Origin of the sequence: Acinetobacter sp. CIP 51.11, assembly GCF_000369665.1 — a bacterium.
Lineage (GTDB): Bacteria > Pseudomonadota > Gammaproteobacteria > Pseudomonadales > Moraxellaceae > Acinetobacter > Acinetobacter lwoffii_S.
The window spans coordinates 1-14,863 of record NZ_KB850131.1 but is presented as its reverse complement, the minus strand read 5'-3'; the positions used below and the strand labels follow the sequence as shown (position 1 = coordinate 14,863).

Sequence of the window (14,863 nt, the reverse complement as noted above, 5' to 3'; positions counted from 1 at the left end):
ATAGTATGGCGCTTTATTGCTTTCATATAGAAGGATCTAGGACAAGAGATGCTGAATGCACGTAAGAGCATTCAAAAATAAAAATGTATACTATTATTTTAATAATTTCATAGTTTTAATATGTTCACAACAAGATTTCCTTTCAGTAAAGCCAAAAGCCAATCTAATGATGGAGAGTTTGACTATAATTCTTTTTTAGTCAGATTAAGAAATTTGGACTCAACAAATATTGATTTATTATCACCATTGTTAGATCCAAAATTTGATTGGAATCAATGGACTATGAAAAACTATGAATTAGCCCTAAATTCTATCAATACTATCGCTTTACTAGCACATGAATACACACATTTTTTGGATACAACAGCAACGACATGGGGACATGAATATACTTATAGAAAACTGCTAATATTATCTGAAGACAATCCTGATAAACTAGATAATAGAATCAATGTTCTCCAACTGAACATTTCAGAAATCAATAACTTACATTCTGATTTAATTAAAACTACTAGTTCTAATTACAATGATTTGATATCAATCAATCATTACTATAACTATAGTGAAGATCATGGATCTGTCGTATTGATACGCTTAAACTATCCTAATGATAAAACGGATGAAATCCCTGTATCAATGTTAGCTGTCAATGAAGGTCATGCTTACTGTAATGAAACTATCTATAAACTTAATTTATGCAAAAATATTGCAGATCAAAATTTAAAACAAACTTTAATATCTATAATTAATAAAGATTTCGAGTTCTTTATAAATCAAACTGTTTTTTCAGAATATAATATCCTAATAAAATTATCTCATATTCACTTTAAAAATGATTTTACTAATGAGGAAGTCTTATATCTAACATCATCTATTTTAGGCTTCTCCTTAGACTGCCACGATATGTTATTAACTAGCTTCAGTTATCTACTTGAACAAACAATTTCTAAAGAAAATTTCTTTGTAGCTCAGGCCATAACACAAGATATGAGAAGGGGGACATCAAGACATTATTTAGCATTTAAATTAATTTTAATATTTTATGAAATCTACAAAAAAAATGCTAAATATAAGGATATGATTAAAAATATAGCTAAAAATCAAAACTCTAAGATGAATTTTGATTTAGTTATAGAATATCTTCTAGACAAAGATCCAACTACTAGTAAATCTTTTTCGTTCATGAAAGAGTATTTTGAAAAACTTGTTAAAGAACAAGAAAAAGATTTTAAAAACGAATATATATTTAAAGAGTTATCAGGCAATAGTAAAATATACGAAGAAGATAACTATGTAATAACTGATTTAAATAAATATAAATTCATAGATTTTCTATTAAATGATGATTCCATTATTAAATTTAATAATAGAGTTGACTTAGACATAGAAGAATATTACTTAACAGATTTAAATGAGAAATTTTCTATTATCAATAAAGCTTACGACAAGATTAAAAAATTTCACATGAATCCATATGAAACTGAAGTAGACTTCTTGCGTTAGTCAAATTTTAAGCAGTCGAAAGCTATATTTTATGAGGTTTTAGCCAATTCAAAAATTAGATAAAACTATACTTTCGCAAGAGGTCTAGTGACAATACAAAATCTAAAGAATAATTATAAATAATAGCCTAAGCAGGATTATATATAAAGCCCTATATTCTGTTTTAGGATTATTTCCCAATTTTTTTTGAGTAATAAAGTTAAACAATAAGTAATAAACAATAATACTTAGTAACAAAGTTTCATACCAAGTTTCAAAAGAAAGAAAATATATTCATTATTTTCAGCATATTGGAATATTGGTATGAAACTCTGTTTATTTTAATAGAATAATACTTAGATTAGTTTTTGCTTATAGTATGATAATTTAATATCATTTAAATTTAATATCAATAAAATAAAACACTTACACACAACATAGTATGGCACTTTATTGCTTTCATATAAGGATTAGGTGCCAGTATGCTACCTGATAGAAATTGGAAAATGTTACGTAATAAGCTTTCTCCCAATTACTTTAAATGGGATCAACTTATGAGTGTTAAATAATTAGTCATGACTAAGATAGTTTTTTTGTATGTGGCTTGTCACCTGGCTAAAAGGAATAACAGGAATTGAAATTAAAATATGCAGCATTTATAGCTCTCTTAATAGTAGTGTCTGTTATGCTCTTTAAACAGGTTTATAACCCTTACTTTGATCAGGATAAAGAAGTAAAGACGTTTAGCTTTAATGGAAAAAAATTAACGGCTCTTTATCTGTATAGGGAACATGATCAAGAAATAGGATTTAAAGAAAATCCTTTATTAAAACCGTTAGTTTTTACATGGAAAAAGCCAATTTACACCTGTTTTAATATGGTCAATGTACCTTATGACTTAGAGATATTTTTCTTTAATGCAGATAAAAGAATTATTGGGTCGGCTGTAATGGAAAAATTTTCCCAAAAACAATATTGCCCAAAAGAAAATATTTTATATGCACTGGAAGTTTTAAAAGAGCATTAAAAATGCCATACCCAATGCTATATTACACTATTGAAAGAATTTAAAAAATTACTTAAAAATTAGGGGTTAAAATGCTTTTAAAGATAGATCATCTTAGCAACTTTGGTATATTTCAAAATTTCATCTGGGATGAAACAGTACTTGATAAGCAATCCAACATTAAGCAATTTAAAAGATTAAATGTCATTTATGCCCGTAATTATTCAGGTAAAACAACACTTTCTCGACTGATGCAATGTATAGAGTTTAAACAAAACAATCCTTACTATAATGGGTGCAGCTATGAATTGAAATTTGAAAATAATCAAAGTTACCTTGCTCATACCATTCAGAATTGTTCTCGTAATGTAAGGGTGTACAACAAGGATTTCGTAGATAATAACTTGGGTTGGGATAAGGACTCTAAGGGCAACATCAAAGCCTTTAGCGTAATGGGACAGGAAAATATCGAAATTGCAAAAATTATAGAAAAAGTAAAATTATATTTAGAGGAAAATATAAATAATCCTGAGACCTTTAGTTATTATATTGCTAAAGCAAAATCAAGACTTATAGAAACAGAAGCAAAAGAAAAGTCTGAGACGAACAAACTAAAAGAAGAATGCGCCAAACATGCAAGACAACTTAAAGAAAATCGAAGTATATATGGTGTTAAAGCCATGTATGAAAGGACTGATCTTGAAAGAGATTTAAGAGAAATTAAGCCTCTTTATTATGTCCCCCTGTCTGATGAAATGATCCAAAAACTTGAATTACAGATACAAGATATTGAAAAGTCAGATATTGAAGACATCAAATTAAACTTGATTAATATATCAACAATTTGGCGAAATGTTGAAGCGATTTTGAAAGAGAAAGTGACTCCTAGTCAAATCATTCATGAGTTAGATCAGAATCAGGAATTATCGAATTGGGCATTTAATGGAGTTCAATTGCATAAAATCAATAATTTAGATAACTGTTCATTTTGTGGTAGCGAAATTAGTACTGATCGTTTATTAAAATTAGATAATTATTTCGATAAAAAAATTTTAGAACTTAGCCAAAAAATTGATGATTTGATTAAACAGATCGAATCGAATAATAAAAAAATTACTAATTTTATTAACCACGAATTGCCGAATAGTGAATTGTTTTATAGAGATTTGCAGAAGGGATATATTGATCATAAGAAAAAATTAGAGCTTGAATTGGCTAAACTATCCAATTTTAATCAACAATTGATTGTTGAGTTAAATAAGAAAAAAAATAAATTACACACATCTATTAAAATTGAAAATTTAAACATATCTGTTGACCAATATAGTAATTTTATAACCGAAGTAGATGGGTATGTTCAGCTTCATAATGCTAGAAATCAAGACTTTATAAAAACCAAAGAGATCGCTCAAAAAAAATTAAAAGATGATAATTTATTCAAATTCCTTCTATATATTGATTATGAGAATACTTCGAAATTAATTAAAAAATGTGTAGAAGAAAAAGAAAAAGCTAAACAGACTCAAAGCACTATTTTAGAAAATCATCAAAAATTTACAGAAGAGTTGGAGGTTCTTAAAACAAAACGTGTGTCCAAAGAATCAGGTCTTTCGCTGGTTAATGAATACTTGAATCGGTACTTTTCTGCTCATCACTTGGAACTAGTTGCCAAAGATAATAATACTTCTTTTAAAATTATAAGACATGGCAAAGAAGCACAGTATTTAAGTGAAGGGGAGTGTAGCCTTATTTCATTTTGCTATTTTATGGCTACGCTGAAAGATGCTGATTTAAAAGAAACAATCGTTTGGATTGATGATCCTATTAGTAGTTTGGATAATAATAATATTTTCTTTATTTTTGGATTAATTGATTCAGAGCTGTGCAGGCCGAATGAACAAAATGAGGGGAAATATAAACAGTTATTTATTACTACACATAACTTAGAATTCTTTAAATATTTAAAGAGCATTAAACCTGTAACAAAGCGAAACATTGAATACTTCATCATTGAACGTAATGCTACTGAAAGTCATATCAAACTAATACCAGAACATATAAAAAAGTATTCCACAGAATACCATTACCTTTTTTCCAAAATTTATCAAATTCATAAAATTAGCGAATCTGAAATTAATGAAGATATATCATATAATTTTGGTAATAATTTAAGAAAATTTTTGGAAGTTCACTTGGCCTTTAAGTATCCAAATAATAAAGATTACACTGATAACCTTCGATCGTTTTTTTCAAATGGTCATAACTTTTCTATTATTAACCGTGTAACTAATGAAAGCTCACATCTTAAAGAACACTTAGAAAGAGGTTTAAGAGTATACGATACTAGTGAAATGAAGCAAATTGCAGACATCATAATTACAAAGCTAAAAGAAAACGATGAGTGTCAATTTAATGAGCTTTTATCAGGATTAATTTAGTTTTCAGGGGGGGCGAAATCGTTTTATCTATTTCCTTTAGATTATTGGGTATCTAAATCTACCTCAGTAATGAGTGAAAAATAAGGCACATTATTGTGCCTTACCTTATTATCTATCTTGTTCTTTTCCCTTGCTCTTTCCCTGCTGCGGATCTGGCTTATTAGGTTGAATCTGTGGCTCTGGTGTTAGTTTTTTCACTTCTACCTGTTTCCGTAAATAGTCCACTAGATCAATTGCAAGTTTTCTATCTTGCGGATCTGGTGACTGTGATAGAGCTTTAGTAATCTCCTTGTAATGCGTCAATGCTTCTTTTTCTTGCTGTTTAGCTCTCTGGACACGTTCTGGACTAGCCTTATTTTTACCATATCGCTTAAACGCTTTGCCCTGCTCTTTCATTTGTTTGACTGACTGCTTATCACCTCTATTTTTTTGCAACCTAGCTATACGCTTTGTGGCGTTAGCTTCAATCCCTCTGGATCTTAATTTCTCAGCAAAGCTTTCACGCCATTCCTGAAGTTCAGCCTTCCTGATATTTAACCGATCACCTTTTTCAGAAACAGCTTTAACAACAACATGCACATGCGGGTTTTCACTTGGATCTTTTGAAGGGTCATTGGTAAAGGTGTGCTGCACCAGCATATATTTATGGTCTTTAAAATGTTCCTCTGCAAATTCTTTTGCAGCATCATAAACGCCTTTTTCATCCGTACCTTTCGGCATAGATAACACAATATTAAAAGCCTGCTTATATTTAGATTCTTCATCAGAAATAGGTGTACCTGACATTTGCCAATCTTCAGCAGTATCTTCTATATCATCCTTGCCATTAATTTTATTTCCGTCCTGATCAATTCCCTCTAAATGTCCATTCCTTGTGATATATCCCATGTGGGCTTTCACCTTCCCCATAGAATTACCTCCACCAGTAACTTTGACCATTACTTCAGGTGTTTTTTTACTGATTCTATTTAAAGTTTCTTTAACGCTATTTGGAGATGATTTAGCTGAATGGCCAGATCCATTCTTAGGCTTAGAGAGATCATTTAAAAAAGTATCTAAACTTTGGGTCTGATTAACACGCTTAACTTTAGATCCGTTAAGTAGCTGCTCACCATGAGCAAGCAAAGTGCTTTGCACTTCTCTGGTATTCTTACTGCTTCCGTTAGCCATTATTCCCACCTCTTTTTATTGCGCTCTAATAGAGTGAAAACATGCCTAACTTGAGCTTTTACTAGCTGATGCACTCGCTCGACAAATTCTCTATCGTAAGATTCATAAATACCCTGATTCATATTCTTAGCCATTTGGTTTAGGTTTCTACCAATCGCCAAAAGCTGACTATTTGATTCACCAAGTTTAAGAGCTTCTTCCTGGCTAAAGAATATTGAATCTTTTGTGACATTAGCTGTTAAAACCGAAATGATATATTGATTCGGTTTCATGCCGACCTGTGCTGCTTTTTCATTAATGGCTTTCATCAAACTTGGTTTAAGCCGTAATTCTTTGCGTGATGTTTTTTCAAACACATCTATAACGTCTTGCGTTTTTTCTATTTCAGATAACTTTTCATTGATCATTTTTTTGATCAGGTCGTCTGGATCTACTTCTTCAAACTTAGCTAACTGATAGATTTTTTCGGCTAAGTCCTTTTCCAAATTCAAGGGAAAATCTTGTCCTGAATAATCAGGATCATTTTCTTTTTTATAGGCATTTTCTAAAGACTTCTGGAAAGGCTCACCTTTCTTGATTCCTTGCTTTTCACACTTAGCTTGCCACCAGTCATAAACGGCATTGCTAACCCTAAATTTTAAAACTTGATCCAAGTTTGATTTCGTCATGATTCCAGTACCTTTATCGAAAGTAATATTTTCGATAGCTATTCGGAAAGAATAGTATAACCTTAATTTGTGACACAAATTAAGGTTTTTAACGGCTTCGGCCTATCCTGCCCTAGATTATATACCTTCATTTTCCCTCTTTTCTCCTTAGTCATGACTAAGGGTAATTAAGCCAGGTGGTCAGGATAACCTGCCCCCAAAAAAAAACCTTGCATAAGCAAGGTTTTTTTCCATTTGTAGGTTTAGGCTTCTTGTAAATACTCAATTTCAAGGCTTCCGCAATCTACAGATACCTCTGTTCCATCCTCGTATTTGATCCATGCAAAACCCAAAGAAGTAGGCTTTTTGTTTAGCATCAGGTTTGCTTGTCGGCCGTCATGAATAACGACTAAAAGCGGTTTTTTGATTTTGTCTGGTTCTTCTTCTTTAGCTTCTGCCTGCTCTTTCTGGTTCGACTGATCCATCAGTTTTTTAACTTCTGGTTCTTCAGTCGCTTTAGCTTGATTATCCCCCTTAAAATTGAAAGATTCATTATCATCAATAATGGCGGTTTGCTCTTGGCTTTCTTGCGCCTGTGGTTCTGGATCTGCTTCAGTCGCTTGAGCTTGCTTAAGTTCTTTTAACTTTTTAGATAAAGCCTGAACTCTAGACCTGATAATGTCCTGACCATTCTCTAAAGATTCATCTACCCAAGCGGATACTTCTTCTGGGAATGATTCCCAAAGTTTGCGTAAGTCATATAAAGTCTTTGGAGATTTAAAACCTGCATCATAAGCCTTAGATAAGCACTCTGGCATATCTACTAAAGCTAAGTGAGTAGAAATGAAAACAGGATCTTCATTTAGCTTTTTAGCGATTACATTTTTCTTCTCGCCTTGCTTAATTTTCTTTTGGATGAAAAGTGCAAGCTCAATAGGTGAATGGTTAAGGCGTTCTTTATTCTCCATGACCTGATCATAATCATCATGATCATTATCAACAAAAGCAGGGATAGTTTCCTTGCCAACCATCACTGAAGCTCTAAAACGTCTAGCTCCATAATTGATGATCCACTTGCCTTGTTCTGTTGGGTGGGGCTTAACACTAATAGGTGTTTTAACTCCACGAGCCTTAATTGATTCGACCATTTTTTGCATCTGATCTTCTGGAAATTCAACACGCGGCTGATCTGGATCTTCAAGAATATCTGTAAGTGGAATCTGTTTAGGTGTTCCGTCTGCTACTGGTGCAGGATTACCTAGATCAATACCTTCCAAAGCTGATAAATCTAACATTCCTTAAATCTCCATAAACTTGTTAATGCTTTCAAAAACTGTTTTTAATTCAGCCCACGCGGTAAAACCGCTAGTTTTACCTAATTTATTTGTTGGTATGCCTTGCGCTTGCGCTTCAGCGATTGCAGTCGTTTTTTTAACAAAAGCATAGCTACCGTCTGAGTTTTTGATCAGGTACTTTGAAAAATGCTGAACAATAGCTTTTAGGTTGTCTTTCTGGAATGGAGTTGGTTCAACAATATTCGGAAGGATGCCGATTAATTTTAAATTTGGGTTTAGCTTTTGATTAATCGCTTGGATCTGCTTGAGTAATCCACCGATACCGTCAATAGCTTCCTGATTCAACTGAATTGGACTTAAAACATAGTCACTAACAATCAATGAAGCCACTTGGCGGATGTCGGGATTTGGATTGGTATCAATCAGGCAAACGTCAAATAAAGAATCAACTGATTTTATAAACTTCTGGTAATTGGTGGCAAAGCTATTATGCAAAGTGCCATTTTTTTCAATAGCTGTTAATTCTGGTGTTGCTTGTACCACAGTAAAGGCTTCAGGATTTGAAATAGTTTGATCTTCTTTGGTCAGCATGTCGAAAGCAGATACATTAGCTACAGTCACAGCCCCGCCAGTAATCAAGGCTTTTGTAGTGTTTTTCTGGTGGTCTAGATCAATGACTAATACACGCAAGCCCAAAGAATTTAAATAGTGTGCATACTGGCAAATGATTGCAGATTTACCCACACCGCCCTTTTGATTTGAAGCAACAACTTTTTTCATATTTCACCTAGTTTAATGGCTTATTAAGGGTCGCCCTATTGCGTCCTTATGCTGTATATTTTAACGTCCACCCGTGGACATTGCAAGCATTTTTTAGTCATGACTAAGTTTTTTATCATAAAAAAATCCTCCCATAAAGGGAGGACGTAAATTAAAAATCTTCAGGATAACCGATTGTTATGACTGGCTCTCCTTGATCTCCACCATGTACGTGTAATTCTAAAATATGATTTCTCTTGCGACCTGCGCCTGTGATAATCACAGTAAAGCGTACCCTACTAGGGCTTAGGTGTGTCTTATATGCTCGGCTAATCCATAAAATGTCATGAATAACACCCTCCAAGTCATTAAGCCATTTTTCATTTTTTACAGCCTTATCAACTACCGCCCAAAGTTCAGAAGTGAAGCAGATAGGATGCTTATAATGTTCTTTTGCAAGTCCATCTAATTTAGGACTAAGAGAATTTATTGCAACTAGAAAACCATCTTCAATGGCTTGGTGACGAGTGTAAACTGAAATGTATTGTTCCATGATTTTTAACCTGTCTTATTTCAGGTCGCCCGATGCGTCCTGATAAAATCATTATATCAGTCCACCTGTGGACATTCAAGCGAAATCTTAGTCATGACTAATTTTTTATAGGGAAAATTGAATAGAAAAATATCCGTTTTAATACCTGGCTAAACTGCTTTTCAGATGCTCTTATTTTCGTTTCTTAGGCTGCTAACGGCCTTTTTTACTGAAGTTAGTCAACCCACACAGAACCAACCTAAACAAGCCAAAATGAGCACATATAAAGCAGAACAGATAGACAATTTTTTATGTTTTTTAGATAAGTTGAAAACAAAAAAAATCGCCACCAAAAAAAACCTCCCATTGTGGGAGGTTTTGCTTAAACGGCTAAGTTATAAGTAATTCTGTAATCTTCAAAGTAACCATTTTCATTATCACCCCTTCTGATTCTTTCAATATGAGTAACATTGTGAGCTACTCGGCAATTAATCATGATTTTTTCTATTTCTTGGAATAGTGTTTTTTCATCAAAGATTGGAAACCAAATATTATAGTTAGATCCAGTCAAAACCTCATGACCGCAAAAATGAACTAGTTTACCTGTAGGATAGTTTGTAAAGATTGCAACTATTGAAGCTCGCATAATTAATACCTGTTTTATTTCAGATCGCCCGATGCGTCCTGATAAAATCATTATATAAGTCCACCTGTGGACATTCAAGCAAAAACTTAGTCATGACTAAAAATATTGAAAAAAAAAGCCCCCTTTCGGCAAGCCCCTCTGGGGTATATAGCAATTATTGTGATATCCCCATGAAAGGGAGAAATAAAACAACACCAGCAATGCGTCTTGGGCTTGCTGATGCTATTTTACCGATTGATGATATTTTGTATTACGGTTAATTCACATATAGATAAAGATTAATAAACGATGTGAAGTTTAATCTTTTTCATCAGGCTCATCTTCATCATCACCATTCAATTCATTTTTTATTGTTTTGCGTAATTCATGTGAAAAATGAGGATTTTCCTGTATAAGGCTTAAAAACTCCTTAACATCACTATCCGATGATATCCAATTGATTTGTGGGTTTTTATAATATGCTGTAATAAATTGAATAATTTGTTCTTGAGTGAACTTTGGCACAAAACTTTTTAATTTACTAATTTGAATATGTGTTTCTGCAAAATTAGGACTATTTACGAGTTTATTCAATTGTTCTGAAATATATGTTTTCTCAAATTCTTCATCAGCACTATCTAAGATATGTATCAAACTAACAATTGAATCTAAGTAAATAATTCGACCATTTTTCTTCGTACTCCATTCTTGAGCAAGATATGGGTTTACTTCTTTATCTTCTAATGGATTTGAAAAATCCTTATCTCTTGATACCAGATATAAATCTGCACCTTCAGGAACTGCTGATAACAGATATAACCAATTGAGAGCATCCCCATAAGAATCCTTTTTACCTGGTGGATAGCCAAAGTCAAAACGATCACGCGCAGCTAACTTCTCTGTATCACTCACTTGATGTATAGGATATATTTCAAAGAAATCATTTAAGAATTTATCTTGATCAAAAAGGCGATCCTTAGAATTTTTTAAAAATTCAGCCTTTAATTGTTGATATGACTTTTCTAATTCTTTTAGGTCTTTCTCAAATTGATCATAGACACTTAATGAACGAACGACTGTAGAAAAGGATTTAGTTAAATTTAATTTTTTTGATAACTCATTAGACTGTTCTTTCAAAACTTTAGCACGATTTCTAAAGATTTCATCTTTCAAATAGTCGGTTATGTAAACCTTGTATGTATCTGATTTTTGTTGGAATTTATTAAGTATATTTTCTAACTTATCTTTATCATATTTATGCTGAGATTCTCTATAAAAGTCTAAAAAAATATTTGTATCTATAAATATGTGGTGCATTAATAATCCCCTATATGCTTATAAAAATATTATTAACATAATAAATGCTAAATAAAATTGAAATTATATATTATATATCAATAACTTGAAACTATATAAATCTATTAATATTGACTTGAATTTCTATATTTGTAAAAAAAAGACTCTGAATATACCAGAGTCTTTTTTTTAAAAAATGTATCAACCGTTTTTCAGAGGGGCTTGCCCTTTCGGGGGCTTTTTCATTAAGCGGTTAAAAGTTGTCTTTCTTCTGCCATTCTGTATTTTTTAACTTTCTGGCTGCCGTGTAACTCTCGCATTTGATCTAAAGTCATTCTGCCTCGACCATTTGATTTTTTACCAATCAAAACCCATTTACATTGCACTCGATTCCAAACAAAACCCGCTTCTTTTAATTTGTCTTTGTGCTGCTTAGTATCACCAGAAACCCAAACCCAAACGCCAATAATTTCAATATCTAGACCATCTAGATTGATAATTGCATCAATAGCCTGTTTTACTTTTTTCTCAACTTCAGAATGTTCTGAACGGCTTGACCAGAAACCACGACCATTTTCGGAACTATCTTGATACTGATCTTTTGATGCTTCATTAATAATGCGATTTAAAAGCTGTTCATATTCGCTGTTAATCTCCTGCATAACTTCGGTTTTACCGCCACGATCAGGATGATTTTTAAAAGCTAGTTTTTTGTACTGAAATTTTAACTCGTCTAATGATGTAACTGATGAAAAATGTTTCATGTTTAACCACCTGTTTTATTTCAGGTCGCCCGATGCGTCCTGATAAAATCATTATATCAGTCCACCTGTGGACATTCAAGTAAAAACTTAGTCATGACTAATTTTTTTTAATAATGAAAATTTATAAAATTATTTAGTTAAGTATTTCTTCTGGTCTGCTTTTCTAATGCTTATATTTTCGATTCTTAGGCTGCTGATAGCGCTTTTTCACCTTATGTCTATACCCCCACACTAAACCTACAAACACGCTTAAATAAGCTTAAATGACGCAATATGAAAAATTATTTCCCCCTTAGTCATGACTAAATAAGTATAAAAAAATCCCCATTTTCGGTGATCTCTTATGAATTGGATATTCAATAAAAATCTTAGTCATGACTAAGGAAAATGACTCACTAGATCCCCTGACGATATATCAGAGCAAAGTGTCTACTTTGCGAACTGGCGCAATCAGTTAAATTTTCCCTTCCCTGATTACCGTTTATTTGATCTAAAATGGGATACCTAAAGCCAGCCCGTATGAGTGGCGACCAGATAGCATAGAAAACTAATAATGTAGGAGGTAGGTAAGGCAAAAACTAAATATTTAAAAACTTATTAGACTAAGTTTACTGGCAAAATATTCCACTTAGGCTAACCATATATATTTAGTCATGACTAAGGTATTAATTGACTAATTATTAAGTTTTACTATTTGGATGCAAACAAAAAAGATACTTTTTATATAGATTGATAAGAGTTTTTGAAGGTTTTAAATTGAACCACCATATTGTCTTAAATTAGCGAAGTCTGTTTAAGATAATATGGTGGGTATTCTTTTTAGATATTAATCCTGATCGTCATTCTTATCATTATTGCTATTAGTGATAATCCCTCGTTTTGCCTGTAACCAGAAGTAATAATCCATATCTATCGGCTTATGAGCATTAAGCTTATCTAATTTTTCAGTTAAGAGAGTCCTCATGATTACCTTAGAAGTATCCTCGTCTAAATTACCTAAGAAATATCCATAATCTAGTAAAAATTCTTTGCAATTTACTAAGGTACTGATTTGCTTTGCAGATACCTTTACTGGTGGTTTGAAATGCTTAATACGATCAGGGGCTTTAAAGTGTGATCCATCATCACTAAATGGAATTGCAGCAGCCAGATAGCCTTTTTTCATTTTATCTATAAATTTGATGTGTCCTTGCTCTTTATATTCAGTTTTCAAGTTAAAAGTGAATTTAATAGCCACTACTTCCTTTCCGTTTTTTACGTTCTCAAAATTGACATTAATATTGCTAAGTTCGTTAATTTCATCCTGAGCCACATTCAAAACACGGCTTTTAAAATTGGCCAACTCTTTATATTTATCCTCACATTCAAGCATCCATCTTAATTCTTCCAGATCAATAGTGACTTCTGATGTACGCCACATATAGCTCATTAAGATCCGATACAAACGAAGGGAATAGCTCGAATTAAATAAGATAATATGCTTAAGTTCATGGCTACTAAATGACTTAGTTTTTTCATCTACTTTCTTAACTAGATCATAGAAGTACTCAAAAAATTCTTTTGCGAATCTAACCTTGATACATTTAGTTGCTTTGTCATAATGGCAATAAGTCATCATCGGAACTTTAGCAGGTTCGTCAGATTCCCCATCTTTAACCAACATAGTTGGGTTATCAAATTTTGTATAAATACGTTTTAAAGCAGTTTCAGCATTTCTCTGAATTTCACGTTTATCTATTGCTGTAAGCACTTCCTTTCTGGCCATTGGAGAAGTCAATTCTCCAAAGTTTTCGCTGCTCACATAAATGAAGTCGTCATGAGTAATTGAGGTCTTATTTTTAAGCTCATTCTTTCTTACGATGATCATTGCACAGTACATAAGCTTCTCTAGATTGAGATCAATGCTATATCTGGCAGTAGGAAAATCATTGCGGGTTACAACTAAATCGGTCAATTTTGCCCTTGTATTAGATTGTGTATAGTCCTCTAAGCCTTGTGAGCCAATAATTTTCTGCATTTTTTTGTAAATCCGTTATTCCTTTTGATTTAATTATATCTATACAAGTATATTTATCAAGTATAGTTATAAACTAAGTTTATAAATTATTGTTTTTTAAATATATATTTATTAAAAATCAGTAAAATTACTTTATTCCCTGTAGTAGTATAAAAAAATAAATATTTTTCTTATTTAATTATTTCTATTTATTTCAATTAGTTACGTTGCGACAAAACGTATGGCTATTTTTAACACAAAAACCTAATAAAAAATATTCAATTTTTAATATTTATAAATATTTTATAAATATCAATTACTTAATGTGCGACAAAACGTATAGTTATGATTTTAAGCTTATACAAATATCTTTTTTATCACCAACAAATTAAAATCGCTCTACAATATAATTATTCATATAAAACAATAACTTATTAGATTAAGAAGAACCTAGTTAATTCCTGAAAAATATATATAATCGTATCCAGTACGCATAATCGCAGGTTTGCGACAAAACGTATAGTTATGCGGGGAAGTTGCGACAAAACGTATAGTTTTAAGAGTGCAGCATGGATTAAGGCTAAAAAATACGCAAAAATATAATAAGTTAGAGCTAAACACCTAATTAATTACTGATTTTTAAGGATAATTTGGCCAGATTTTTGTATGCTGTTGATAATCCTGTGGATTATTTGCGACAAAACGTATAGGTATGTGACAAAACGTATAGTTATAGCGACAAAACGTATAGTTATAGCGACAAAACGTATAGTTATAGCGACAAAACGTATAGTTATAGCGACAAAACGTATAGTTATAACCTTGTAAAATCATGTTTTACAAAAAGAAATTA

At 32.0% G+C, this 14,863-nt stretch carries 13 protein-coding genes and 1 pseudogene; 5 read left to right on the top strand and 9 right to left on the bottom strand.

The genetic code is table 11. The annotated features are described in order from the left end of the window. The first annotated feature begins 120 nt into the window (after positions 1-120). The 4 genes and pseudogenes from F894_RS14505 (at position 121) to F894_RS14495 (ending at position 4,926) form a co-directional block, all read left to right on the top strand. On the top strand, positions 121-1,503 hold the full coding sequence (locus F894_RS14505) for a hypothetical protein (RefSeq protein ID WP_005248662.1): 1,383 nt from the start codon (positions 121-123) through the stop codon (positions 1,501-1,503). A 449-nt stretch (positions 1,504-1,952) separates the two neighbouring features. Beyond that, a pseudogene (locus tag F894_RS15330) lies at positions 1,953-2,051 on the top strand (DNA-directed DNA polymerase); the annotation flags it as partial. A 116-nt stretch (positions 2,052-2,167) separates the two neighbouring features. Continuing rightward, positions 2,168-2,509 (top strand): DUF192 domain-containing protein, encoded by a 342-nt coding sequence (locus F894_RS14500; protein ID WP_005248660.1) that lies wholly within the window; start codon positions 2,168-2,170, stop codon positions 2,507-2,509. Between the two features lie 71 nt (positions 2,510-2,580). Then, on the top strand, positions 2,581-4,926 hold the full coding sequence (locus tag F894_RS14495) for an AAA family ATPase (protein WP_005248659.1): 2,346 nt from the start codon (positions 2,581-2,583) through the stop codon (positions 4,924-4,926). 108 nt (positions 4,927-5,034) lie between these two features. Here the strand turns inward: F894_RS14495 and F894_RS14490 are convergent, their stop codons facing one another. From F894_RS14490 to F894_RS14460, 6 genes are all read right to left on the bottom strand, one after another. After that, positions 5,035-6,096, bottom strand: a complete 1,062-nt coding sequence (locus tag F894_RS14490; protein WP_005248658.1) for a relaxase/mobilization nuclease domain-containing protein — start codon at positions 6,094-6,096, stop codon at positions 5,035-5,037. After that, positions 6,096-6,764: a plasmid mobilization protein gene (locus F894_RS14485; RefSeq protein WP_005248656.1), complete on the bottom strand. Its 669-nt coding sequence runs from the start codon at positions 6,762-6,764 to the stop codon at positions 6,096-6,098. The genes F894_RS14490 and F894_RS14485 overlap by 1 nt, the downstream gene beginning before the upstream one ends. A 242-nt stretch (positions 6,765-7,006) precedes the next feature. Then, positions 7,007-8,038 carry a ParB/RepB/Spo0J family partition protein gene (locus F894_RS14480; protein ID WP_005248655.1) on the bottom strand — a complete coding sequence of 344 codons (1,032 nt, stop codon included), beginning with the start codon at positions 8,036-8,038 and terminating at the stop codon, positions 7,007-7,009. Positions 8,039-8,041: 3 nt separating this feature from the next. Then, a complete protein-coding gene (locus F894_RS14475; protein ID WP_005248654.1) occupies positions 8,042-8,818 on the bottom strand; it encodes a ParA family protein in 777 nt (258 codons plus the stop codon). 151 nt (positions 8,819-8,969) lie between these two features. Beyond that, positions 8,970-9,350 (bottom strand): DUF6573 family protein, encoded by a 381-nt coding sequence (locus F894_RS14470; protein ID WP_005248653.1) that lies wholly within the window; start codon positions 9,348-9,350, stop codon positions 8,970-8,972. Between the two features lie 361 nt (positions 9,351-9,711). Further along, positions 9,712-10,026 carry a hypothetical protein gene (locus F894_RS14460; RefSeq protein WP_051064123.1) on the bottom strand — a complete coding sequence of 105 codons (315 nt, stop codon included), beginning with the start codon at positions 10,024-10,026 and terminating at the stop codon, positions 9,712-9,714. Positions 10,027-10,067: 41 nt separating this feature from the next. On the opposite strand from F894_RS14460, the gene F894_RS15115 reads away from it, so the two are divergent. Then, positions 10,068-10,235 (top strand): hypothetical protein, encoded by a 168-nt coding sequence (locus tag F894_RS15115; RefSeq protein ID WP_155756649.1) that lies wholly within the window; start codon positions 10,068-10,070, stop codon positions 10,233-10,235. 37 nt (positions 10,236-10,272) lie between these two features. Here the strand turns inward: F894_RS15115 and F894_RS14455 are convergent, their stop codons facing one another. The 3 genes from F894_RS14455 to F894_RS14445 form a co-directional block, all read right to left on the bottom strand. Further along, positions 10,273-11,271, bottom strand: a complete 999-nt coding sequence (locus F894_RS14455) for a PIN domain-containing protein (protein WP_005248652.1) — start codon at positions 11,269-11,271, stop codon at positions 10,273-10,275. Between the two features lie 224 nt (positions 11,272-11,495). After that, positions 11,496-12,014 (bottom strand): hypothetical protein, encoded by a 519-nt coding sequence (locus F894_RS14450; protein WP_005248647.1) that lies wholly within the window; start codon positions 12,012-12,014, stop codon positions 11,496-11,498. Between the two features lie 826 nt (positions 12,015-12,840). Then, positions 12,841-14,031, bottom strand: a complete 1,191-nt coding sequence (locus F894_RS14445) for a replication initiation protein (RefSeq protein ID WP_005248643.1) — start codon at positions 14,029-14,031, stop codon at positions 12,841-12,843. Positions 14,032-14,863 lie beyond the last annotated feature (832 nt).